Source organism: Eisenibacter elegans DSM 3317, from assembly GCF_000430505.1.
Lineage (GTDB): Bacteria > Bacteroidota > Bacteroidia > Cytophagales > Microscillaceae > Eisenibacter > Eisenibacter elegans.
The window spans coordinates 286,250-311,512 of record NZ_KE387152.1 but is presented as its reverse complement, the minus strand read 5'-3'; the positions used below and the strand labels follow the sequence as shown (position 1 = coordinate 311,512).

General features: G+C 48.7%; 16 protein-coding genes. 6 read left to right on the top strand and 10 right to left on the bottom strand.

Features of this window, described 5'->3' with window-relative positions; genetic code table 11:
• The first annotated feature begins 23 nt into the window (after positions 1 to 23).
• Entirely contained in the window at positions 24 to 377 is a 354-nt protein-coding gene (locus tag G499_RS19755; RefSeq protein WP_161627740.1) for an energy transducer TonB, read from the top strand.
• A 217-nt stretch (positions 378 to 594) separates the two neighbouring features.
• Complete coding sequence (locus G499_RS0111580; RefSeq protein ID WP_161627739.1) at positions 595 to 2,781, top strand: sensor histidine kinase; 2,187 nt, start codon at positions 595 to 597, stop codon at positions 2,779 to 2,781.
• On the opposite strand, the gene G499_RS0111575 is transcribed toward G499_RS0111580, so the two are convergent.
• The 4 genes from G499_RS0111575 to G499_RS0111555 form a co-directional block, all read right to left on the bottom strand.
• Positions 2,768 to 3,532: an SDR family NAD(P)-dependent oxidoreductase gene (locus G499_RS0111575; RefSeq protein ID WP_027000079.1), complete on the bottom strand. Its 765-nt coding sequence runs from the start codon at positions 3,530 to 3,532 to the stop codon at positions 2,768 to 2,770. The genes G499_RS0111580 and G499_RS0111575 overlap by 14 nt on opposite strands.
• A 118-nt stretch (positions 3,533 to 3,650) precedes the next feature.
• Positions 3,651 to 4,961, bottom strand: coding sequence for a pyridoxal phosphate-dependent aminotransferase (locus tag G499_RS0111570; protein WP_027000078.1), 1,311 nt, complete (start codon positions 4,959 to 4,961; stop codon positions 3,651 to 3,653).
• A 244-nt stretch (positions 4,962 to 5,205) separates the two neighbouring features.
• On the bottom strand, positions 5,206 to 6,342 hold the full coding sequence (locus tag G499_RS0111560; RefSeq protein WP_027000077.1) for a WG repeat-containing protein: 1,137 nt from the start codon (positions 6,340 to 6,342) through the stop codon (positions 5,206 to 5,208).
• A 140-nt stretch (positions 6,343 to 6,482) separates the two neighbouring features.
• A complete protein-coding gene (locus G499_RS0111555) occupies positions 6,483 to 6,836 on the bottom strand; it encodes a 7(1) septoil knot domain-containing protein (protein ID WP_154658426.1) in 354 nt (117 codons plus the stop codon).
• Between the two features lie 377 nt (positions 6,837 to 7,213).
• Here G499_RS0111555 and G499_RS19750 point away from each other — a divergent pair, with 377 nt between their 5' ends.
• Positions 7,214 to 8,605 (top strand): NACHT domain-containing protein, encoded by a 1,392-nt coding sequence (locus G499_RS19750; protein WP_154658425.1) that lies wholly within the window; start codon positions 7,214 to 7,216, stop codon positions 8,603 to 8,605.
• 41 nt (positions 8,606 to 8,646) lie between these two features.
• Positions 8,647 to 9,096, top strand: coding sequence for a leucine-rich repeat domain-containing protein (locus tag G499_RS0111540; RefSeq protein WP_211231614.1), 450 nt, complete (start codon positions 8,647 to 8,649; stop codon positions 9,094 to 9,096).
• A gap of 170 nt (positions 9,097 to 9,266) precedes the next feature.
• Here the strand turns inward: G499_RS0111540 and purL are convergent, their stop codons facing one another.
• From purL to thiL, 3 genes are all read right to left on the bottom strand, one after another.
• A complete protein-coding gene (purL, locus tag G499_RS0111535) occupies positions 9,267 to 11,510 on the bottom strand; it encodes a phosphoribosylformylglycinamidine synthase subunit PurL (RefSeq protein ID WP_027000073.1) in 2,244 nt (747 codons plus the stop codon).
• A 368-nt stretch (positions 11,511 to 11,878) separates the two neighbouring features.
• On the bottom strand, positions 11,879 to 13,336 hold the full coding sequence (locus tag G499_RS0111530; protein ID WP_027000072.1) for a PP2C family protein-serine/threonine phosphatase: 1,458 nt from the start codon (positions 13,334 to 13,336) through the stop codon (positions 11,879 to 11,881).
• A 240-nt stretch (positions 13,337 to 13,576) separates the two neighbouring features.
• Positions 13,577 to 14,605 carry a thiamine-phosphate kinase gene (thiL, locus tag G499_RS0111525; RefSeq protein ID WP_027000071.1) on the bottom strand — a complete coding sequence of 343 codons (1,029 nt, stop codon included), beginning with the start codon at positions 14,603 to 14,605 and terminating at the stop codon, positions 13,577 to 13,579.
• Positions 14,606 to 14,835: 230 nt separating this feature from the next.
• Between thiL and G499_RS0111520 the strand changes: the two genes are divergently transcribed.
• Positions 14,836 to 15,861 (top strand): hypothetical protein, encoded by a 1,026-nt coding sequence (locus tag G499_RS0111520; protein WP_027000070.1) that lies wholly within the window; start codon positions 14,836 to 14,838, stop codon positions 15,859 to 15,861.
• 186 nt (positions 15,862 to 16,047) lie between these two features.
• Here the strand turns inward: G499_RS0111520 and lon are convergent, their stop codons facing one another.
• Entirely contained in the window at positions 16,048 to 18,555 is a 2,508-nt protein-coding gene (gene lon / locus G499_RS0111515) for an endopeptidase La (RefSeq protein WP_027000069.1), read from the bottom strand.
• A 242-nt stretch (positions 18,556 to 18,797) separates the two neighbouring features.
• Here lon and G499_RS0111510 point away from each other — a divergent pair, with 242 nt between their 5' ends.
• A complete protein-coding gene (locus G499_RS0111510; RefSeq protein ID WP_154658424.1) occupies positions 18,798 to 20,894 on the top strand; it encodes an OmpA family protein in 2,097 nt (698 codons plus the stop codon).
• A gap of 79 nt (positions 20,895 to 20,973) precedes the next feature.
• Here G499_RS0111510 and G499_RS0111505 read toward each other — a convergent pair whose 3' ends face one another.
• Both G499_RS0111505 and G499_RS19745 read right to left on the bottom strand, forming a co-directional pair.
• Positions 20,974 to 21,615: a DsbA family oxidoreductase gene (locus tag G499_RS0111505; protein ID WP_027000067.1), complete on the bottom strand. Its 642-nt coding sequence runs from the start codon at positions 21,613 to 21,615 to the stop codon at positions 20,974 to 20,976.
• 283 nt (positions 21,616 to 21,898) lie between these two features.
• Positions 21,899 to 25,183 (bottom strand): DUF7948 domain-containing protein, encoded by a 3,285-nt coding sequence (locus G499_RS19745; protein ID WP_051296191.1) that lies wholly within the window; start codon positions 25,181 to 25,183, stop codon positions 21,899 to 21,901.
• Positions 25,184 to 25,263: the final 80 nt, after the last annotated feature.

Here is a 25,263-nt window from a genome sequence, read left to right as displayed (position 1 = left end):
TCGCATTTTTAACTCTTTTGGGGATGGTATTATGGCTTAGCCCACAGTGGAGCTTTGCCCAACAAGAAGAAGAGGTTTTGGTAAATGTGGAAGTCAACCCCACTCCCAACGGAGGGTTTGCGGGGCTTTACAAATTTATTGGGGCAAATATGCGCTATCCCAACCCTCACAATGCCTCTGGGAAGGTCTTTGTACGGTTTATTGTCGAAAAAAACGGGCAAACCACCAATCACCAAATCATCAAAGGACTAGGGCCGGCCTACGATAACGAGGCCATCAGGCTGCTCAAAAGCGCCCCCGCGTGGGAGCCAGGCAAACAAAACGGCAAGCCGGTAAGGGTGCAGTGTACTCTCCCCATTACGTTCAAGTCTAGCTAGCCCGGCTGGGAATTGGTATAGATTTGTTTGAAGGCCAAGCGCTTATTTATACTCCTGTATTTCAGGATATTAGTTTTCGTTATTGTAATAAAATACCTCGGGGTGGATTGTTAGCTTTATTAAAGCTCACAAAATGAGTGTATCTTTGTTTTGTAAAATCTTGGCCTTTTTAGTATTTTGTTGTAAATGGGCTAACGCAACAGCATTTTATCATCAGATGTCTCAACACGAACACCTTGTTTCGGGAGAAGAACCCATCAGAACGCTTACTTATTGTCTAAAAAAACTATCGGCAGCTTCTACCGAACAGGCCGAGGCTTTGATGGAGATGTTTTTGCGTACAGCCTGCCATTTGTCTGAGGCTCAAGCTGCTTTCATTTGCTATTTTCCAGCAGCAGGAAGCCACTACCGCTTAGTGCCTTTCAAAATCCATAGCCAATCTGCCAAACATTACGAAATACTCCTCAATACCCTACAACAACACTCTGCTTACAAATATTGGCAAGCTCATTTTCCGCTACATCGTTTTGAGCGTGAGGTGCGCCCCGCTTCTGAGTACATCTCGCTCAACAAGGCCGATAGCGCAATAACGCAGGCTTTTTCCAAAAATTTCCGGTGTTTCTCGCTTACCCCGCTCTATACTTCCACAGAGCAAACGATTGGCGCCATTGGCTTTCTTGGCGCACAGCCAATGAATACCGCTTGGTTTCCGCTGGCAGAGCAAAAGCTGACCCAAGTACTCCAAACACGCCAGCTCAACAACCAACGCTATGAAGAAAGCCTGAGTCTAGAGGCCTTGTTTGATAGTATGAGCGAGGGCATCGTTATTGTCGGGCCCGACTATCGTGTGGTACGCGCCAATGAACGGATGAACCAGCTGGCCATCGATATCTTTGGGCGCTCCTTCCAGTACCGTGATTTTATCACTGATTTTGCACGCAACAAGCAAGAACGCGAGCTCCTGAAAGATACTATCCAGGTCGCCTTCAGGGGTAAGACCCTTGAGCGGGAAATGAAATTTTACAACCGCAAAGGGCAGGCCGTTTGGGTAAGGGGTAAATATAGCCCTGTTGTCAATCAACACGGTAATGTATATGCCGCAGCGATTTTTTTGATGGATATCACCAACCAAAAAACCATTGAAGAAGAGCTACAAAGCAGCCGCTATCTCAATGACCGGATGCTCAATACCATCCCCAACTATATCTATCTATACGATACCCTAGAAGAGGCTTTTGTGTATAACAATGCCTCTTTGGCGCAAATTACGGGCTTTGATGCCAACGAACTGTACCAAATGACCCTACAGCAGTTCTTGGAATTGGTTCACCCTGAAGAATCTGAAGCTGTGGCACATTTCTACGAACAAGCATACCACCTCTCGGGCAAATCTTTTGAAAGCATCGAATACCGTGTCCGTCATAAAAACGGTGGCTGGCGATGGCTCTACGACAAGTTAATGTCCTTCAGGCAAACCGCTACCGGCAAGTCTTGGGTAGTTTTGGGGTCGGTGTTGGATATTACCGAGCGCAAGCGTGCCGAAGAACATATCATCTCTATCAATGATGAACTAAATGCACTCAACGACAAGCTCATCCAACAAAATGAAGACTTATTGACCCGCGAGCAGGCTTTGGCCGAAATGAATGACTTGCTTGTAGGCCAACAACAGGAGCTGAAAGACCTGCTTTTTGAACTGTCTGAAAAGAATTTTGAGCTTGATCAGCTCGTCTACAAAACTTCACACGACATCCGCTCTCCGCTGGCCTCTGTATTGGGCTTGGTAAGTGTGATGCGCCTCGACCGAGCACCCGAAAAACTGGATGGCTACCTCGATCACATTACCCAAAGTGTACAGAAGCTCGACAGGTTTGTCAAGTCTATGTTGGACTATGCCAAGGCCAACCGCGCCCTGCCCCTCCCCGAAGTAGCCGATGTGGTGGCCGTAATCGAAGAATGTTGGGAGGATTTTCAGTATATGGAGCAGTTTTCCAAAATCGACAAGCAGGTTTATTTCAACACTGATGGCTCCATCTTCCGTACCGACCTCGAAAAGCTCAACATTGTGCTGCGTAATGTGCTCTCCAACGCACTCAAATACCACAATCCCTACGAAGAGCATCCCTACATCAAGGTAGAAGTCAATATCGAAAACACACAAGCCCATATCAGTATCCGCGACAACGGAGTCGGGATTGCGGCAGACCTGATAGACAAGGTGTTTGATATGTTTTATAGAGCCACCGAAAAGTCTGATGGCTCCGGACTGGGGCTGTATATCGTCAAGCAGACCGTGGCCAAAATGCAAGGCAAGATACACATCCATAGCCAGCTTGGCCAAGGCACTGTATTGGCGCTACAGCTCCCCTCGCTGCCTGAAGCGCCTTCTCCTAGCGCCGATTGACCAAGGTAGAGGCAGCTTGGTCGCTGGGCAATACCAACATTTCGGCAATATTGACGTGTGGTGGGCGGGTGATGACATACCACACTGTATCAGCAATGTCTTCGGCCACCAAGGGATTTATTCCCTGGTATACTTGCTTGGCACGTGTGGCATCGCCTTTGAAACGCACCAAAGAAAATTCTGTCTCTACCAGACCAGGGTTGACTGCTGATACCCGAATGCCTTGTTTGAACAAGTCCATCCGCATTCCTTGGGTAAGGGCATCTACTGCAAACTTAGACGCACAGTATACGCTGCCGTTGGGGTATACCTCCTTGCCTGCTATAGAGCCTATATTGACAATGTGGCCGCGTTGTTGTGCCAACATCAGGGGCATCACTGCTTTAGATACATAGAGCAGCCCCTTCACATTGATGTCTATCATGGCATCCCAATCAGCAATATCAGCTTGCTCTACCGGTGCCAACCCGTGTGCGTTGCCAGCATTGTTGACCAATACATCGATATGGCAGAAAGCCGCCGGTAGGCTGTCAATGGCTGCCTGAACGGCCTGCGCATCACGTACGTCGAAGTTGCAAGTATGGACAGGCACTTGGTCGGAGAGCTTGGTACGCAGTGCATTCAGCCGATCCTGACGACGACCACAGAGGACTAAGCTCACTCCTTCGGAAGCCAATAGCTCGGCTATGGCCAAGCCTATGCCCGAAGTAGCGCCGGTAATGAGTGCGAGTGTTGGTTTGTGTTTAGCCATTTACGATTTCAGATTGACGATTTGGGACTGACGATTTGAGATTGACAACTTGACTGTGCTAATCATTTTTTGAATTTACGATTCTACTTCCTGAATCCCAAATCTGAAATCATAAATCCTACCCATAGATATACTCTTCGATGCCTGCACGAATAGAGGTAAAGATATGGGTTAGCAAGGCTTCGTCTTCTTCCAAAAGTGTGACTCTAAACCCTTGTAAATCAGAGCAAAAAGACGATATCGGAACTACACACACCCCTTTAGCTGCCAGCAAGTTGTATACAAAAGCCTTGTCGGGCGCGAGATTGGGGGCTTGAAGCCACTGACCGAGCAAATCAGCCGCGCCTTTGTGGGCAATATGCATCCTTTGTTGGCCGCTGGGGCGCAGCGTTCCTTCGCGGAAAATGATGGTGTTGTAAAAAGCTCCAAAAGTCTCGTTGAACTTAATCGCAGGCACTCCGCCCAAGATGTCGGCGATAATCTTGCTGCGGCGGCCTATCTTGGCATTTTCAGCCATACGATAGGGAGCATATCGCGGGTCTTGTTTGATCAGGGGCAGCGCCAGCTGGGGGAGTTTGGTCGCACAAACTTCTATCATCTTGGCGTTGTCGAGGGTGTTGCAAAGCTGGGCAAACTGTGCATCAACTTGGCGGTTATAATATTCGACCCACCCACATCGCGCACCAGGCCAAGGGATTTCTTTGGAAATACCGCGCATCGCAATCCCGGGTACATCTTGGATAAACTGGGCCAAGGCCAAAGGAGTTTGGCCATTATAGTGGATATTGAGGTAGATTTCGTCGCTGATGAGGAAGAGCGAAAACTCGCGCGCAATCTCCACAAAGCGCCGTAAGATTTCGGGCGGGTAGACCATCCCTGTTGGATTATCAGGGTTGATAATCAGAATACCGACGATATTGGGATTATACTTGACCTTCTGGTAGAGGTCGTCCATATCGGGATACCAATGGTTGTCGGGGTCGAGTTTATAGGTCAGTGGGTGATGGTTGGCGTGGGCAGCCTCCGCCGAAGAGTGTGTAGAATAAGCCGGTGAGGGGCCAATAATACGTGCTGTAGGGCGGAGGTATTGATAAATTTTGCCAATAGCATCCCCTAGCCCATTGAAAAACAAAATATCATCGGGGGTGATTTGCACGCCCCCCAAGGCATTGGTTTCGGCAGCCAAAAACTCCCTTGTCGCCAATACCCCTTTGGAATGACAATAGCCATAAGTGTTGTTGTCTTGCAACAAGGCCATCACGATGTCCTTCATCCATTGTGGGACTTGGTTGTTTTTTTGGATAGGGTCACCGATATTCTCCCAATAAATTGGCAAGCCCATTGCTTGCAACTGCTCGGCTTTTTTGACGATTCCTCGGATTTCGTAGCTCAGTTCGTTGGCTCCTTCTCGCAGCAAGGTCTGGCGCATATTGTTGACAGATAAGTATGAGAAATGGGTTTGCTTAGAGCTTGTTTAAATTTTCAGTGCGGCACTCAAAACAGCTGATTCTTGTGCTGATACTAGTCAAAAAACAGCGTTTTGGTATCGATGAAGAGCATTTTAAACAAGTTCGCAAACTAAAATTGCACCTATTTACAAAATAGCCTTTGCTTATTCGGCAAAAACCCAAAAAAATACAGTACTTTCCTGTTTAGGCGCAATCAGACTAGGCCTACTCAAACCACCACTCCGAGCCATCGCGGTATACATATCCCTGCCGATTGCCTACCCTCATCTTGGCCTTACCATTATAAAACCCATAATGTGTTTCATAGAAGGTGATTTCGTCGTAGCGCAGCGGGATAGCCAGCGTTCCCTTTTCGTCGATAAAGCCATACTTGTTGTTTTTGCGGACAGCGGCCAGCCCCTCTCTGAAATAGCCGGCTTGCTCGTAGATAGGCGGGGCAACGACTCGGCCCTCTTGGTTGGCAAACCCATACTTGCCTTTTTGTCGGACACGCACCAAGGCCTCGGCAAAATAGCGTGGTGCAATTTCCTCATACTCTATTGGCAGCAGTGGCTCTCCATCGAGCTTTATCAAACCACATCGGCCTTGGTATTGTACCCAAGCAGTGCGTCCGTTATAATCATCGGCGGCATCGTATTGAGGAGGCACTACGACCGTGCCCTGTTTGTCCATAAAGCCCCAAAGCCCTTCAAAATCGCGGATGCGCGCTCTGGCCTCTGCGCCCTCTCCCCTAAAAGCCCCAATGTATTCAAAACGCTCTCGGAAGTAGGGGTCTTTGAGAATATCCTCTGCCGGTGCATCTATCCCATAGGCTAGGCCCTGTTGGTTGAGTTTGCCCGTACGCGAGCCTAGCCGTACGGTAGCAAAGCCTTGGTAGAAGCGCCCTGCCTCATCATAAAGCGGTGGAATTTCTATTTTTCCAGTATTTTGATTAACATACCCATATTTGTCGTTTTTTCGTACCCAAGCCATTCCTTCCACAAACTTGACATCGGCATTGTCAAACTGTGCCGGAATCAACACCTGTTTGTCTTTTCGGATATACCCATACTTGCCCCCTTGTTCGAAACGAGCAATGCCATCATAAAAAGTTTCCACTTGCATCGCCACCTTCTTGTCTTTGTCAACAGGCAAGCCAAGCGAATCCGCGGGTTTGGGCTGGGTATCTGCCTGTGTATCACGGGTATCCACGACTAGCTCGCCACTCCATCGAAACATTCCTTTGAGCGGGCTGCCATACCACCATCGGATAGCTAGCAAGACCACCAAACCGACAATAAGGGTCAAAAAAATGGCTTGAATCCAAGGATTGGGGCGGTGTGAGGGCGATTGTTGGGGCATAAGCACACAAAAACTCAGGACAAGGGTTGGAAAAGCAAATTGGTTTGGAGAAGTAAGGCAGATCACCAAAATAGGCACACATCAGCCACTGCCAAAAATAGGCAAAACTTTTGATTTGCTACAAACGCGGCAGGGCATCTCTAACGGAAAAGATAGCTCTTGTCTGGCCTGCGCCAACCTGCTTCTACCCGATGTTTGGTGTAATAAATAATCAAGTGCGCCTCATAAACATTTTTGACAAAACAGATTTTTCGCTGCGCATCAAACTCATATTCAGCAAAATACCAATATCCGGGCTGCGTGATGTCGGTAATAAAAGGAACTTTAAAAACCACCAAATCAGCCTGAAACTGATTATTGGTTACGAACACCCGAATATCCGCCTCTTGTGGATAAGGCGTAACAAATACGGCCTGCGCTTGCAGGATAAGGGCACAACTCCCCCAGCAGCAGAGCACCAAAAGCCAAAATTTTATGTGTCGAAATGGATACATATCTTCAATAACACTTGGTCATACTAAGTCAGCAAGATAAGGCAAGTGTAGCAGAGTTGCAAACCTATTGAGCTTGTCCTTGGCTTTTGTGTGATTTTTGCGTAGTTTTGACTCATTATCAATCAGTAGTAATGCTTGTGCGTTTTGATACGAAGATGTATCAACCTTGCACCAAAACATAGGTTTTTGAGCTTGCTTGGTAGGGTTGTTCGGAATTGATTTTGGGGTTAGTTTGGTACAGACCATTAGGCAATATAGAACTAGGCATAAATTTTGTAAGCTCTGCATAACAAGCATAATTATTACACATTTCAGCCCCTCCAAACTACATTCCTCAGACGACATACACTTTATAGTTCCAAACATCTATGAGCGCGATGACACGCAAATTAAAGGAAGCTTTGCATCCTTATTATACCGACCAAGAAATAGAAAAGGCGACTCAATATTACATAGCGAGCAAATGCCAAAATATTGCCCCTTCCAAAGAAGACGAGCCAGGGCGTACACACGCATTTGCCACCAAACAACTCCTCATTCCTTTTTTTACCAAACACGCCTTTCGATCCAACGGCAAGAAAGAAACTGATAAATTCTATATCATCTTGGCCGACTCCGGAATGGGAAAGACAACTTTTATGATCAATCTGTACCTCAACTTTATGAAGGAACAGAAAGATTATATCATCCGCCTTTTTCCGCTGGGATACCCCAATGTGTTGGACGATATTACCCGAATACCAGAAGAGGAACAGAAAAGAACCATTCTCCTGCTCGATGCTTTTGATGAAGACAATGAGGCCATCAAAGATTATCGTAACCGCTTGCGTGATATTCTCGACAAAGTAGGGAAATTTAGAGAGGTTGTATTGACTTGTAGGACGCAATTTTTCCCCTCCGAAGAAGAAGAACCCAAGGAAACTGGCATTATCAGTATCAATGACCGGGGCAAGGAGTTTGTCTTCAGAAAGCTTTACCTCTCCCCTTTTGATGACAAAGACATCAAAAAGTACCTTGATAAGAAATACAGCTTTTTTCAGTTTGCTAAAAAGAAAAAAGCCACTCAGATTGTGCGTCAATCGCCAAGCCTGATGGTGCGGCCAATGCTCTTGAGCTATATCGATGACCTACTTCAGAGCAACCGCCGCTACAAGTATACTTACCAAATCTATGAAGAGCTGATAGACAAGTGGATAGACCGCGAGGTGAACCGCCGAAGCGCCGGAAAAGAGGCCTACAAGCAAGATCTGTACAAATTTTCTAAAACGGTAGCCATCGATATTTACCTCAAACGCCGCGAGCGCAATGGTTTTATCATCCACCCCCACGAAATCAAGCCGCTCTCCGATACTCACGGCATCACCCTCAACGACCTAGAGCTCAAAAGCCGCTCCCTGCTCAATCGTAACGCCAAGGGGCAGTATAAGTTCTCTCACAAATCTATCTTGGAGTATTTCTTGGCGCTCGAAGCCTTCAACAATGTAGAGTTTGAAAAACAGATGGATTTCGACAATATGGAGCAGGCCGCCTTGTTTCTGGATGAAATGTATTTTGAAGAAGCCAAAACACTCAAAGGCAAGTTTAAAATCAGCAAAAACGATGACAGCCGCGACCTCAACGAAATCGAAGCCCGCGAGCTCAAAAAAGTACGCTATATCTCGCTCAAAAAAATCACCGACCAAGACCTCAAGGTCTTGCGGGGCTTCCGCAACTTGGAGCGCCTGCAAATAGGCAATATCTGGCGGGCGAGCGCCTCAAACGCCTACTAACTGATAATGACCTCAACCTGAGTCGCAAATACCTGATGGATGTGTTGGCTATCGAAGACCTCTCTTCGCTCAAACACATCGACTTGAGCCATAATCAACTCACTGATACCAAGGCGTTTAAAAAGATGGTCAACCTCGAAACCCTCAACCTCAACGCCAATAAACTCACCGAAACAAGTTCGCTTATTTATCTTACCCGACTCAAGACCTTGGATTTGAGCGAGAACCGCCTCACCAATATCAATAGTCTCAGTATGATTAAAAACATCGAGAGCCTAGACTTGAGCAACAACCAAATCACAGACCTCAGCCCACTACATCACCTTACTCAACTCAAGGTGCTGAATCTCAGTGGAAATAAGGTGCGCAACATCAGTGCCCTTGAGTCGCTAACAAATCTCAGTGTACTCAATTTGAGCAACAACGAGATAGATTTGGAGCAAATCCAAGTACTGCGGGCTTTCTTAAATAGCTGCGATATCAAGTATTAAGTTTTTGCCATACCCCTATCGTAGCTGTGGGGACATAGGCACAGGCAGAAGACAGGCCTCAGGCTGGAAAGGACATCGCCGATAAGCTCTTTTGTACAAAAAAACCCCTAAAAGCCGCGCTGAATAAATTCAACGCGGCTTTTACTAGTTTTTCGCTAAGCCTTCCTTGCTTAAGCCATCAAGCGGCCTAGGCTGTTATCATAAAGGTCGGCGGCTTCGCTCAGTTCGATGAGGACATCACCATCGATGCGGATGGCCTTCCCTCTTACCGTGCCGATGCGCGCAGCGGCTTGGCCTTGGGCTTGCATCAGTTGTTCGAAAGCAACGGTATTTTCGGGCTTCACCGAAACGACCACCCGGCTCTGGCTTTCGCCAAAGAGGGCAGCGTCTTTACGCAGACCTTGTGGTAAGGACAGGCTAACCTCTACGCCCAATTGACGAGGCAGGGCCGACTCTGTGAGGGCTACAAACAGGCCTCCATCGGATACATCGTGTGCGGAAGCTACCAAGCCTGCGCGAATGGCTTTGAGCAACGTGGCTTGTAGCTTGTGCTCTTCGTCGAGGTCAAAAAACGGGGCGGGCGAGGCCGCAATGTTATGATAACTGTAGAGGTACTCGGCGCTGGCCAAGTCGTTGCGCAGTGTGCCAAGTAGATAGATGGCATCGCCTTCGGCTTTGAAGTCGAGCGTGGTGCGGTGCGCTAGATTTTCCATCAGCCCCAGCATCCCGATAGTAGGCGTAGGGAAGACAGCATTGGTTACGTTTCCGCCGTTTTTGTCTACCGTAGCAGACTGGTTGTAGAAACTCACATTGCCACCGGTTACGGGCGTGCCCAGCTTTTCGCAAGCATTGATAATGCCCTGCACACTGCCTACAAACTGCCAGTATACCTCTGGGTTGTAGGGGTTGCCGAAGTTGAGGTTGTTGGTAATGGCTACGGGCTCGCCTCCGGCGCATACCACATTGCGTGCCGATTCGCAGACCGCAATCATTGCCCCTACCTCTGGATGGGCGTGTACATAACGTGCGTTACAGTCTACTGTAATGACAATGGCCTTGTCAGTACCCTTTACCCGTACTACTGCCGCATCGGCAGGCTCGCAAGAGTTCATATTGGCCGTACCGACCATCGAGTCGTATTGTTCATATACCCAACGCTTGGAGGCAATATTGGGGTGGCTGAGCAAGTGCCGGGCAATGTTTTGGTATTCGGCAAGTGTCTTAGGTTCGGGTACTTGTGCGATGTCAAACTGTTGGTATGCTTTAAAATACGCCGGCTCTTGGTACTCGCGGTGGTATACGGGAGCGCCTCCGCCCAAGACCAATGACTCGGCGGGCATCTGAGCCGCCAGCTCGCCATTCATAAAAAAGCGCAGTTCTTTGGAAGCCGTAACTTCACCGATTTGTACACAGTTCAGGTCCCACTTGTCAAAAATACGTAAAATATCGGCCTCGTATCCTTTTTTGACTACAATGAGCATCCGCTCTTGCGACTCAGAGAGTAGAATCTCAAAGGGCAGCATATTGGCTTGGCGTAGGGGCACTTTGTCGAGCTGGATGTCCATCCCGTGCTCGCCTTTGGCGCTCATTTCGGCAGTAGAGCAAATCACACCGGCAGCGCCCATATCCTGTACCCCGATGACGTGCCCGGTAGCGATGACTTCGAGCGTGGCTTCGAGCAGGAGTTTTTCTTGGAAGGGGTCGCCTACTTGTACGGCGGGCAAGTCTTTGATAGAATCTTCGGTAATGTCTTTGGAGGCAAAAGCCGCTCCGTGGATGCCGTCTTTGCCGGTGGCTGAGCCCACAATAAAGACAGGGTTGCCCACACCATACGAAATAGCGCTGGCGATTTTATCTGTTTCCACAATACCGGCCGAGAAGGCATTGACCAGCGGGTTGGTGTTGTAGCATTTGTCAAAAAACACCTCTCCACCTACTGTAGGTACGCCAAAAGCGTTGCCATAGTCCCCGATTCCTTTGACCACGCCGCGCAGCAGGTGCTTGGTATGGTCGAGCTGTGGCTCTCCGAAGCGCAGGGTATTGAGCTGGGCAATAGGCCTGGCGCCCATCGTAAAAATATCGCGGTTGATACCTCCCACGCCGGTAGCGGCCCCTTGGTAAGGCTCTAGTGCTGAGGGGTGGTTGTGTGATTCGATTTTGAAAGCGCAGGCAAGCCCGTCGCCAATATCTACCAAGCCAGCGTTTTCCTGCCCGGCTTCAGCCAACATACGGGGCGAGCTTTTGGGCAGTTTCTTGAGCCATACGATGGAGTTTTTGTAAGAGCAGTGCTCCGACCACATCACGGCATAGGCCGATAGCTCGGTAAAATTGGGCACACGTCCCAAAATATCTTTGATTTTTTCAAACTCTTCGGGCAATAGGCCCAATTCTTTGGCAGTATCTACGCTTGTCATATACTAAAGACGGGGAGGGGTAAGCAAATGAGTCTATACCCTGCAAAAATACATATCTTGGCGCAAAAGGCGATACCTTGGGCGTTTTTTTGCACCGGCAGCCTTATCAGAAGCAGGCCTTAGCGCTTGTTTATGTCAAGGTTCACAAGATTTGGGGGGCGCTATCGTCATCAAAAATACATTCGAAGCCCACGCTACTGGACATTTTTCAAATCTCACAGTTCAAACTGTGGGCTAAGTCTTATTTGAGGCCTCAGCTTGTCTCTGAGCTGGAGCTCCGAGCTACTTTTCCAAAAATATCCAGTAGCGTGTTCGAAGCCAAGTTTTTGAGAAGTCTGTTACTGCGGTATCCCTATCTTGCTTACAGGTTAGCCCACACGGATTCCCAAAATGGTAACATCATCTGTTTGTGTATTCCCTCTTTTCCAGTGCTCAAAAATAGCATATAGCTCGGTATATTGTTGGTCAACAGGCTTTTTGTGTAGTTGTACAAATAAGTCTTTAAGTTGTGTAGCATAGAACTTTTGGTCTTTAGGCCCTCCAAACTGATCTTGATATCCATCAGTATAGAGATAGAGCATAGTAGGCTCGGCAATATCGACTTGGTGTGTTGTAAACTTATCGACGGTAGTCAGCTTTCCCCCCGCATCACCAATAGCCATTTTATCGCCCCTAATAGTGTGTATTTGTTCATTCTGAAGATATGTCAGCGGGATTCGAGCACCGGCAAAATAAAGCCTTTTGGTCTCGGCATCGATACAGACCACGCCCACATCCATACCGTCGCGTATGTTATGCGTATCACTGAAGAGGTCGGAAAAATACGCTTGTAGTGCATCCAAAATCAGGTTGGGAGCTGTAATGCCCTTCTCCATAATGATATGGTTGAGCAAGCTTCGGCCTATCATCGTCAGCATTGCACCGGGTACGCCGTGCCCGGTACAATCAGCGACCACGATGATTTTGAGGGCATTTTTTTCGCCAACCCAATAAAAATCGCCCGAAATCACATCTTTGGGCTTATACAACACCATCACCCGGTCTTGGCCAAACAAGCGGCTCAGGCCGGTTTCCGAAGGGAGGGTTGCCTGCTGAATTCGAAGGGCATATTGAATGCTTTCATTGGTATATTGATTGGCTAATTCAAGCTCTTGCGTTTGTATTTGCAACATATCGGCCTGTTGTAATAGTTCTTCGTTGAGCGACATCAGCTCCTCATTTTTCACCGCCACCTCTTGCGCAGCCTTGTTGGCCGCATAATTGTAGTATGCGGTGATGATTACCAGAATGAACATCACATTCACGATATTCATCACTGAGAAAATATCCATCCCCACATCCGAAATGACCTGTAGCGGAAGATGATAGTGCGTATACAGTGCCAAGGTAATATAGCTCGCCACAGAAGAGCCCGCAAACACCAATAACGATAGGTTGAAAATGCTTCTCCGAAGAATCAGAAAAAGCAACAATACAGGAGCAAAAAGATAAAGATGAAAATTGGAGTCCCAGCCTAAAATCACCACAGCACAAATGGCGTGTACAATCACTTCTAGCGATGCCAGATTGACCAATGCGCCCCAATTGCCAACCGTGTAGCGATTGAGGAAAAACATACATATAAAAATCAGGATGCTGCCGACGTTGAAGTAGACCATAAAAGATACTTCAAAAGCCCAAAAAAGCGCCAAAAATATGCTGTGCGCCACCGCCCCAATCACTGCTGCGAGGGCGGTAACAGCAAAGTCTTTGCGGTTTTCAGGCAGTAGATTTAGATGAGAAGAGGGTTCAAATAAAGCTAAAATATTGGCATAAAGCTTTGACATAATACAGGGCGCTGTGGTGGGTTAATTATGGTGGCGAAGTTAGTGCTATTATTTAAAATAAACACCGCAATCGCCTATAAAACAGTTCGATTGACCTAACAGCGTTTGACGTTGGCAGAATGCCCCTTACCTGTGTCCCCACAGAAATAAGGGATATGCTTGCCTTACAAAGCTGGGGGTTGCCATCCCGCCCGCGCCTGTGTTCCCACAGGCAGATTCGAGCGCTTCATCTACCAAAGGCTAGCTACCAAAATGATTCCACCCTTGGGCTTGGAGGTCGATATCGCCTTCGTCGCTGCGCAAGATAGCTTGTGAGTGTTGGTCGGTCATATAGCCGATGGGCGTGATAAAATCGTGTTTTTCGATTTTGGCAAAATCTGCTTGAGCTACCGTAAACAGCAGCTCATAATCTTCACCTCCGTAAAGCGCTGCCGTTAGGGCAGGCAAGTTGAGCGATTCGGCCACTTCGAGCGTTTGTTGGTGTAGGGGAATTTTGTCGGCAAACAATACGGCTCCCAGCTGAGAGTGCCGGCAGAGATGGAGCAGCTCCGAGGCCAACCCGTCCGAGATGTCAATCATAGCCGTTGGTACTAGGCCTAGGTCGGCCATTTCATAGATGATATTGGTGCGGGCTTCGGGTCTGAGCTGTCTGCCCAGTATATACTCCTTGCCTTCGAGTTGGGGCTGCATTTCGGGGTCTTCGAGAAAAACGCGCTTCTCCCGTTCAAAAATCTGTAGCCCAAGATAGGCCGCCCCTAGGTCGCCCGTTACGCAAAGGATGTCGTTGGGCTTGGCTCCCTTGCGGTAGCTGATTTTGTCGGCGGGAGCTTCGCCCAGTACCGTTACCGAAATCACCAGCCCGGAGCGCGACGAGGTCGTATCGCCCCCCACGAGGTCTACATTATATGCCTGACAGGCCGCCGATATTCCGGCATAAAGCGCCTCTACGGCCTCTACCGAAAAGCGGTTGCTGAGCGCAAGGCTGATGGTGATGTGCTTGGGAGTGCCATTCATCGCGGCAATGTCTGATACATTGACCGCCACGGCCTTGTAGCCTAGGTGTTGTAGGGGAACATAGCTTAGGTCAAAATGGATGCCTTCTACCAACATATCCGTCGACACCAGCGTTTGTTTGTCGCTGCCGTTTTGAAGCACTGCGGCATCATCGCCAATGCCAAAGGTGGTGTGTGGATGTGTAAACGAAAGCTGTTGGGTAAGGCGGTCTATCAAGCCAAACTCCCCAAGTTGTCCTAATTCTGTACGACTCATATAGCTGTTTTTTGAACTAATCGATATTTGATATGGGTGTCTTATTGTCCCCGACGGTTTGCGCTGGACAAATACAAAACAAAGGTACGCAAAAAAACGTCCTAGTAACATCCCCACCAACGCCGCACCTCTTTTCCTCCATCGTATAGCGCTGGTTGATTGGATTTGTTTTTGTGTTATTTTATTGACCATCTACCCTATTTTCACCTCCCTACTAACTGTACGAGCCTATGCCCTCTTCTCAACAAATCAACGACAAAGACCTGCAACGCATCATCGAGTTGGCGCACCGACTTTCTCAAGACGAGCAACAAAAACTCAACCTTTCTGATGTCAAGCGTATGGCCGATGGTCTCGGTATTGAACCTTCCAAGGTGGAAGATGCTTACAGAATTTTAGAAACAGAGCGCCAACAAAAAGCCCTCAAGGCCACACAACGCCGTAACCTATTGCTGGTATTGGCCGTTGCTGCGCCCTTATTTTTTTTCGTTGCCTATCAGGTATTGAACCCTTCCAAGCCTGTGCCCTATGCCGGGCAGATACAGGTAGCGCTCAACGACCAGCTCAGCCCGCGCAACCCCTCCGGTGTTTTAGAGCTAGCCGGGGCAAATGTGATGACAGCCAGCGTCAAAGAAGTTCGCCTGTTCCTCCAAACTTCTATCGGCATTGCCGTCAGCCTGACCAAGGTACAGCGACAACACACGCTGGCGCTAGAAATATACGACCCCCAAGGCCAACTTTATACCAGACACGAATGCGAAATCAATAAAGACGGAAGCCGCACGACAGTCTACGCACAACTCGTCCTGCCCTTGCCCCTGACTATGTCGGTGAGCGATGGGTGGCGCGTTGATGTTTTGGTCGATGAGGTCAAAAAACAAAGCACCCCGCTCAAAGTCAGTTATGGGCATTTCCGTACACAGCTGACCACCCTCCTTGGTAAAGACGACCGCAAAACACCCCAAAATAATAAAACCCAGTTTTCTATCAGTCGAGACACACGGGTAATCAGCTATTCTTTTTGGGATTTGATTGCCAAGGAGCGCTCAGGTAAAATACAGTGGCGTTGGCTCCGCCCCGATGGCAGCCTAGAGCGCAACCCTGTCCTAAAGATAGAACCGACCATCGCCCTTGGCTGGTATAGAGCACACAGCACCCTAGACCTCAAACCTGATAGCCCCAGAGGCTCGTGGAAGGTAGAGGTGATCTTCAATGATGTACTGCTTGATGTACTCTCGTTTGAAGTAATTGATTGAGGGGATATGGTGCTTGATGCCAACACACATTTGTACCAAGATTCACTTGGTTTGAGGATGGACAGGATTTGATTTTTTTGATTATCGAGGATTTTCAGGGTATACATTTCCCAAACCAATTTTGATTGGGGATGCCCAAATAAAACAGCCTTTCTAAGTTTGGAAGCTTAGAAAGGCTGTTGTTGCTTACTCTGTTTTGCTTAGCGCCGCATTGGGCTCTATGATGCTGAGATTGATGGTTTTCTGCACCTTTTCGGGCAACAGGGCTATTTCGAGGACTTCGTGAGCATAATCTACGTAGTGGATGGTCAGCTCTTTGAGGTAGTCGGCGTTGATTTCTTCGATGTCGCGTTTATTTTTGCTACACAAGATAATCTCCGTAATTCCGGCACGGCGTGCGGCCAAGATTTTCTCTTTGATACCACCCACAGGCAATACCCTGCCACGCAGGGTGATTTCACCAGTCATTGCGAGGCGCTCTTTGATTTTGCGTTGGGTAAAGACCGAGGCCAAAGACACCAGAATAGTAATACCGGCAGAGGGGCCGTCCTTGGGTACAGCACCGGCGGGAACGTGTATGTGTAAGTCAAAATGCTCAAAAACGCGGTAATCAATCGAGAGCTCTTCGGCGATAGATTTGAGGAAAGAAAGCGCTGTAGTGGCAGATTCTTTCATCACCTCTCCTAGGTAGCCCGAGGTAATCAGGCGGCCTTTGCCCCGGCTGAGGTTCGACTCGATGACCAATATTTCCCCGCCCACGGGTGTCCAAGCCAGCCCCGTAACAATTCCGGCGACGGTTTCGGTCTCGTAGATTTCTTTGTCAAATATCTCAGCCCCCAACAGCACGGGAACATCTTTCTCGCGGATGGTTTTTTCATATTTCTCGCCCATCACAATCGATTTGGCTGCTTTTCGTAACAAAGCCCCCATTTGGCGCTCTAAGTTACGGACTCCCGACTCACGGGTGTAGCCCTCAATGACCTTGCGGATGGCCTTGTTGTCTATTTTGACATCTTTGGGATGAAGACCGTGTTCTTTGCGTTGCTTGGGGATAAGGTGTTTTTTGGCTATTTCGATTTTCTCTTCGAGGGTATAGCCCGTAACTTCAATGATTTCCATTCGGTCACGCAGGGCTGGGTGAATGGTATCGAGGCTGTTGGCCGTAGCAATGAAGAGCACCTTCGACAAGTCGTAGGGTAGGTCGAGGTAATTGTCCATAAAGCTGTTATTCTGCTCTGGGTCAAGCACTTCGAGCAGAGCCGATGCTGGATCTCCACGCATATCTGACGAAACCTTGTCGATTTCGTCCAAGATGAATACAGGATTTGAGGATTGCGCCCGTTTGATGTTCTGGATCAGCTTCCCGGGCATCGCGCCGATGTAGGTTTTGCGGTGGCCGCGTATTTCGGCCTCATCGTGTAGCCCCCCTAAAGACAAGCGCGTATACTTCCGTCCAAGGGCAGTGGCGATAGAGCGCCCCAAGGAGGTTTTGCCTACGCCCGGAGGGCCGTAGAGGCATAGGATAGGGCCGCGTAGGTCGTTTTTGAGTTTGAGTACGGCCAAATACTCAATGATACGTTCTTTTACTTTTTCGAGACCGTAGTGGTCTTTATCCAGAATTTTTTTGGCTCGGTCAAGGTCGAAGTTGTCCTCTGTGTACTGATTCCAAGGCAGCTCTACCAATAGCTCTACATAGTTGATGGCTACGGGATACTCCGCAGACATAGGGCTCATACGCTGCACCTTGTCCAGCTCCTTTTCAAAATGTAAGGCTACTTCTCGTGGCCATTTTTTCTTGCGGGCTTTCTCGCGGAGTGAGGCTAGCTCTTCATCTGCTGATACACCGTCGCCTAGTTCTTCTTGGAGCACGCGTATTTGTTGGCGCAAGAAGTAGTCGCGTTGTTGTTGATCAATGTCAGAGTTGACCTTGTTCTGAATATCCTGTTTTATTTCGAGCAGTTGGATATCGCGCATCATCAAGCCTAGGAGCTTGGTAGCGCGCTCGGTGCCGTCATCTGTTTCGAGGATATCCTGCTTTTCGCTTGTTTCGGCATTGACATTAGAGGCCAAGAAGTGTGTCAAGAAATTGAGGTTCTCGATATTCTCGATGGCTATCTGTGCCTCTTGCGGAATTTCGGGGTTGAGTTTAAGGATTTTGAGCGCTGATTCTTTGAGCGAGCGCATCAGGGCCTTGTTTTGCTTGTTGCTTTTGGCCGGAAACTGCTCCGAAAGCGCCTCTATATCGGCTTCAATAAACTTACCCTCATCATAAAATTTGGCTACCTCAAAGCGGTTCTTGCCTTGAAGGATGACCGTGATGTTGCCGTCGGGCAACACCAACATCTTGAGGATATAGCCGATCGTACCTACTTGGTACAAATCTTTGGCGTTGGGTTCATCTTCGAGTTGGGGGTTTTGCTGTGCAATTACGCCCAGATAACGGCTTTCTTTATATACTTGCTTGATAAGTTTGATGGCGCGAGAGCGGGTAACCGTTACCGGCAACACTACTCCGGGGAATAGCACCGCATTTTTGAGGGGGAGTATAGGTAGATGATCTAGACCATTGAGCGCTTCGTCGTCGGCGCTATCTTCTTCATCAAAAGAGAGCAAAGGCATTACATTGTCGAGGGTGTCTTCGTTATCTTCGTTCAAAAGCAGGGTGTTGAAATATGAATTCTTTGAATTGTGCATATTGTATTTGCGTGCCGTTAATGGGTTTTGGCATAAATTTAGCAAAACCACCTGATACATATTCGGTTTTCTCAAGTGATGTGCCAAAGCAATGTTCGGACAAAAATGTGTACTTTTGGCAGTTGCCCAGCTTGGTCGGATACTTTGTGTATACTTTAGCATGCAAAGTACGTTAATTGAAGAGAATAAACCAAAACCCAAAACAGCTAAGCAGACACAAACGCTATGGAAATGAAGCGATTATGGCTTATATGCCTTGTTTTTTTTATGCCTTAGGGGTAGCGGGGACAAGCTATGCCCAGAAAAAAACCAAAAACCAGCCTGATGATGTAGACTTAAAATCTGCCACTTTGACCGACCGTACCAAACCCTTGGTACACTTTCCCAATCTCAATCGGGTGAACTACTACCAGTCTGCTGCTGGCCTGCAAAGCATCGAAAAGTTTGAGAAAGCCGACGATTTGGTCAATATGCACGCAGCGCTTTATGATTATGTAGCCAATTTTGGGATTGAAAATTTTTACAAAGACACTTACCTGCTATGGCGTTTGGGTAAGGCCGCCGAGGCCTTGGGCTATACTGCCCAAGCCAAGGGTTGTTATCAGTACGTGCTCAAGCATCACCGCAGCCGTGACCCTGAGAAATTGATGCGTTTTTATGACTCGCTCACGACCAACGAACGCGACCGCTACCTGCCCTTGGAGCACTATTACGAAATGATTCAGGCCCGAAAGGCTATCGATACGCTTTTTGTGCCTGTGGGCATTCAAAACGCCATCGGCAAGGAAGTCAATTCGCCTTACAGCGACTATGGCCCCACCATCACCCGCCGCTCCGATGGCCGTGTTATCCTGATTTTCACCTCTCAGCGCAAAGGCTCTGTGATGGATGTGGCTTCTAACAACCGTCAGAATATGCGTCGTCGGATGGACGAGGACCTCTATATCTCCTCCAAGGCTGATACGGCCTATATCGTCAAAACGGATGAAGGCTCCGTCATTGACACCGTCAAATGGACACGGGCAGAGCCCCTGACAGCGCTCAATTCCGACTATAACGAAGGTTCGGCCTGCCTCTCAAAGGATGGCAAGACCATCTACTTCTCGCGCTGCGAAGCGCCCGACGGCTTCGGCAACTGCGACTTGTATATGGCTGAGCTGAATGATAAGGGGCAGTGGGTCAATGTGCGAAACCTAGGCAGCAATGTCAATAGTATGACTTGGGACTCTCACCCAAGCCTCTCCCACTCAGAAGATACCCTCTACTTTGCCTCTGATCGCCTAGGGGGCTTCGGGATGTCGGACATTTATTATACCTTCAAACAGCGGGCTGTTGATGGCTCTTGGGACGGGAAGTCTTGGGCGCGGGCGCGCAATATGGGACCGGTCATCAATACGCGCCAAAGCGAAATCAGCCCCTTTTATCACCCCAAGCACCACGTACTCTATTTTAGTTCCAATGGCCAGCTTTTTGGGTTTGGTAATTTTGATATCTACCTCTCCCGAAGGGCGACCCTCATTACCCCAAAAGATACCATACACTACTGGAACGAGCCACGCAATACTGGACCGCTTATCAACCAAGCCACCAACGAATATTATTTTACGATAGACGATCGGTCGGAGTACCTCTACTTTGCCAAGCTTGATACTTTTTATGTCGAAGAGCTTAAGGATACGGTCAACTCAATGAATCTCTACACCTTTCCGCTCCCGATGGAAGCCCAGCCACTGGCCGATGTAACCATCGCCGGAGTGGTTACGGATTCGATCACGGGTGAGGCCTTCACCGGTATTGTCTCCATCATAGACCTTGACAATGGCATAGAAGTGGCTCCCAAATACCTCCGACCTGATGGCTCTTACCAATTTGACCTGATTAAGAATAACAATTATCTTATCATCATCACAGGAGAAGACTTTTTCAGGGTCGAACGGGAGTTTTTGCTCAAAGGCGATACGGTCATCAATGTGTCTACCCCTTCGATGAAATTTAAGAAGTGGGAGTTTAGTACAGTCAAGTTTGAAGGGGGGAAATGGGATGTAACACCCGAAATGAAACGCGACCTCGATAAATTGGTTACGTTCTTGGTAGACCATCCGCGCCTAGGGCTGAAAATCTCTGGCCATACTGACGGTACAGGAGACCCTAACGCCAACTTAGCCCTCTCACAGAAGCGTGCGCAAGCTATCCGAGATTATATCGTAGAGCGCGGTAAGCTCCGCCCAGACAGGATAGAGGCCGAAGGGTATGGCAGCTCCCGACCTATTGTACAGGAAAATAATGAGGATGACCGCCGCATCAACCGAAGGGTGGAGTTCGAAATCAAACTAATCTAACGACGGACGATTGATGATTTGGGATGGACGATGGACGAATTGTAAATCGTAAATCCCAAATCCCAAATCGTAAATCGGTTTATTCTGCCAAAACCTTCTCAAAGGTCTCTAAGAAGAGTGCTGGTGGTTGTGCTCCTTGGATTAAGTATTTTTCATTCAGGATATAAGCCGGCACACTTCGGATACCGGCCCGTTGGTAAGCCTGTTGCTCGTGTCGAACTTCACGCAGGCCTTCTGTGCTTTGTAGAAAAGCTTCAGCTTCAGTCAGCCCTACTCCAGCCGCAATGCTGATGAGGGTATCACGATTGCCCACATCTTGCCCTTGGGTGAAATATGCTGCAAAGAGCGCTTCGGCCAAGGCCTCTTGTTGGTTATGAGTAGCCGCCCACCAGAGTAGGCGGTGTGCTTCAAAAGTATTGGGGGCATAGCCCACAAGGTCGAAGCGGAAGTCAATATCTTCTGTTTCTCCCACTTGGGTCATCTGAGCAAGCATCGCTTCGAGCTGTGCCTCACTGCCAAACTTCTGCAACATATATGGTTTGAATGGAAGGCCTGTGGCCGGCAACTGGCCATTGAGTTCGAAAGGCCGCCAATGAATCTGTAGTTCGTAAGGTGTTTGGATCTGTGCCAGCGCCTTGGCCATACGCCTGCGCCCTACATAACACCACGGACAAACCACATCAGAGACAATATCGATGCGGAGTTTGGGAAGTGTAGTCATAAAATCAGAAGTTCATTATGTGTTTAAACAGGTATTTTGTGCCATTATACCAAGGTGTACTTGGTTTGGGGCTTCACTGACGTTGATTTTTTGATAGCCAAGGCCTTTCAGCACACGCCACTGGACGTTTTTCAAACCCCATAGTTAAACCTATGGGTTAAGTCTCATTTTACCTCCAAAATGAGGCCTCAGCTTATTATGTCCAGTGGTGTAGTGTGGCACATACATTTTCCAAACTAATTTTGATTGGATATAATTCCCTAACACACCGCTGAGCTGCTCTTCATTTGACGACCTCTATCCAGCCCTTACACGAAACCCCTTGCGGAGAGCGGAGTACATAGTAGTAAGTACCCGTATTGGCATTGGTTCCCCAGTCATTGTTGTAGGCATCACTGCTAAAAACTTCTTGCCCCCATCGGTTATAGATTTTGATGCTATACCCCGAACGATTGGGTAAGACAAAAGTATCATTTCTGCCGTCACCATTGGGAGTAATTACATTGGGTAAGGCGCTGAGATTGTCTTCTATCAGGAGCTCTTGTGTGAAGCTATCTTGGCAGTTGCCCCGAATGGCTGTAAAGCGGATTTGATAATTGCCCCCTTGGGCATAAACATAGCGTTCGGGTGCAGCGCCATTGAGTACAGTGCCATCGCCCATATCCCAAAAAAACGTGTCGGCATCCGTATTATTTTGGAATGTTACGGCAGTTTGTTGGGCGCATTCACCCTCTGCCACGATAGCAAAATCGGCACTTACCGGGGCTATCAGTCTGATATTGACCGTATTGCTAATATCGCAGCCGTCGGTATCTTGCACCGTTACGGTATAGCGGGTGTCTTGTGTAGGAGACGCTACCGGGTTGGCTATATTCGGATTGCTCAAGCCCGTTGTTGGAGACCAACGGTAGCTCAGGGCTTTGGGCGAAAAAGCTTCCAACTGTACAGACTCTCCTCGGCACAGGTCCTGGTCGGGGCTAATGCTGACAGCAGCCCCCAAGACTACCAGCTGTTTGTCGATACGCGCATTGGTAACACAGGCCGCATCATTGAAGGCATCGAGGAGAATGGTAAAGGTGCCGGGGTCGGTAAAGGTATAGCGTATTTCATTGCCTGAGCCTAGGCTTGTTCCATCTGACAAACGCCAGACAACCCTGCTGGCAGATGTGCCGGTATACCGTAAAATCACGCTCAAGGGCAAACACCCGGCAGTGATGGGGTTGAGGGTATTGGGGTTGATAATCTGAAAATCAGGCACCAAGGCCTGAGTATCAAACTTAAAGGCCACCGCATTGCAGTTGGTGCTGCGGTTGAAGCGTGACCATACACCCGGCGTAGTCGGAAACTCATTGGTATTGGCGCTGCCAGAGGGCGAACAAGCGCAGGCAGCGTGAAAGATTACACCGCGTTTGTTGAAACGGCAAGTACCCCCATCGACGTGGTTACCTCTTCCGCCTACGCTCCCAAAGAAGCTGCCATACAGCAGTCGCTGAGCCTGAGCGCTGAGGATGAGCAAATAAAAATCGTTTCCATCTGTATTTCGCCTGAAGGCATCGATAGTTGTGGGCAGGCCATTAGTGCGGACACCCGAAACGCGCCCATTGTCATTGATTGCACCTCCCCAGCCCGAGATGTAGATATTGCCACATTCATTGACCAAGAAGGCCGTAAAGGTGATGTCGGGAACATCGCGGCCAGCGCCAAAAACAGTACTGAAGCCAGTGTTTTGTAGGTTTTTATCCAGCTGATGTAAAAACTGTTTGCCCCTTTGGTTGAAATACACTTCACCAACACGCGGGTAGTTGCCCAGTGTCTGCCCGAGGACATACACATTGTCTTGCGCATCGAGGTCTAACAAAAAAGCTTGGTCTGCTTCGGAGGTACCCAAGTACGAGCACTGGATGAGTGTGCCGGTATTGCTGAGTCTCAACACATAGCCATCATCATTGCCTAGGGCATTGCTTAACCAAGCGCCCGGCTGGGTGGGCAGGTTGGTGCTGCGCGTTCCGCCTACTACATAAAGCTCACCGTTGCTGCTCAGCCGCAAGGAGTAGGCAGCATCAAAGCCATTCCCCCCAAAATACGTACTCCAGAGCAGTGCGCTCAAGTCGGGATTAAGCTTGAGCAAAACAGCGTCTTGCAAGCCTTCTCGGGTTGTTTTGAATGCCCCTAAAGTAGGGAAATCAAAAGAATTGGTTGTAGAGGCGATGTATACATTGTTTTGCTCATCCACGATGACTTCGCCCCGAAATTGGTCGCCGTAGTTCCGGATGCTGACCTGCGCCGAGAGGTTCAGCCCGTCATTCTCATTCCCCCCAACATAGGTAGAGGCACGCAAATTAGCCCCATTGCTGCTCAAGATGCTCACAAACAAATCACTGCCATTGAGGTAGTTAATCCCCCCCATCACTGGGAAATTGGCACCAACAGTGCCGGTTTGGAAATTGCGCGAAAAAGCTGTGGCTGTCGTAGGGAAGTTGAGCGAGGAGGTTGTCCCAAAGATGACCAACTCATTTTGTTGGTTTACGACGAGGCTGTGTGGAAACTCTGCCTGTGAGCCACCTAGGTAGGTGGCATAGAGGAGTGTTCTGCCTGTAGGGTCAAATTTCATCACCACCACATCAATCTCTCCACTAAAACTAACCCGAAAAGCGCCTACCGTAACTGGGAAATTGGTGCCAAAGACGATTCCCCCCAAGTAAAAATTGTCGACCAAGTCGAAGGTAGCTGTAGAGCCCCAGTTGTCGGGGATGGAGCCAGAGTAGGTCGAGAAAATCAGCTCAGGGTCTATTTCCAGCGGATGCTCAGCATCATAGCTGCCGAGCTGTAGGGTGGCGCGTTGGCCATCGAGCAATACCCAGGCCGTTGAGACTGCTTGGCGCTGCCCGTTGATAGTTTGGAAGCTACGCGGCGCGGCCTCTACGATTTCGCCCACGCCGGTGCGAATCCGGAGTGTGCCATCGGGAGCAATATAAATACCTTGGCTGTGTTGGTAGTTCAAGATGATTTGGGAGGGGTCGGCCTGCGCCGCTACCATCCAAGTATACTTGGGTGTGCCTTGCTCAGACAGCTCAAAGTCAAGAGAGATGCCGGGGTATATAGCTTCGTAGCGGACAGCCTGATAGGCTTTGGCGCTCTTGGCCTGAGTGGCATTTTGACCCAATAAAAAATGATGGCTCACAGTGTGGGCGTTTTTAGCCACAAGGCGCGGTGTTGGAGAGGCTCCCTCAAACACAACAACGACACCGTGTGCCTGAATCTGCCCCGGGGCTACATTGACCGCATCAGCTACCAAGGTGGGGGCTTGACGGTTGGGTTGTGAGGGGGCGTGCATGGCTTCTAAGGCGCGGCTGTCGTATAGACTGTATTGCAAACTGTTGTTTTTCAAGAAAATAAACCCTCCGGGTAAGGATACCCTGAAGCGTACCTCCTCAGGCCACTGCCCTTGGTTCTCAATCAAAGTAGCGGGCATTTCTGTATGGATGGCAGTAGTAGCTTGCGCCCAGAGGCCTTGTGATGCCGCCAAGCCGATAGCCCATAGGTATAGTAAAAAGGATAGGTGCTTCATATCTTATGTGCTAAATCGAATTTTTACATTGTTAACAAGGTCGTCTGATTTTTTGGCTTCCTGAACGCTGATGCGTCTCC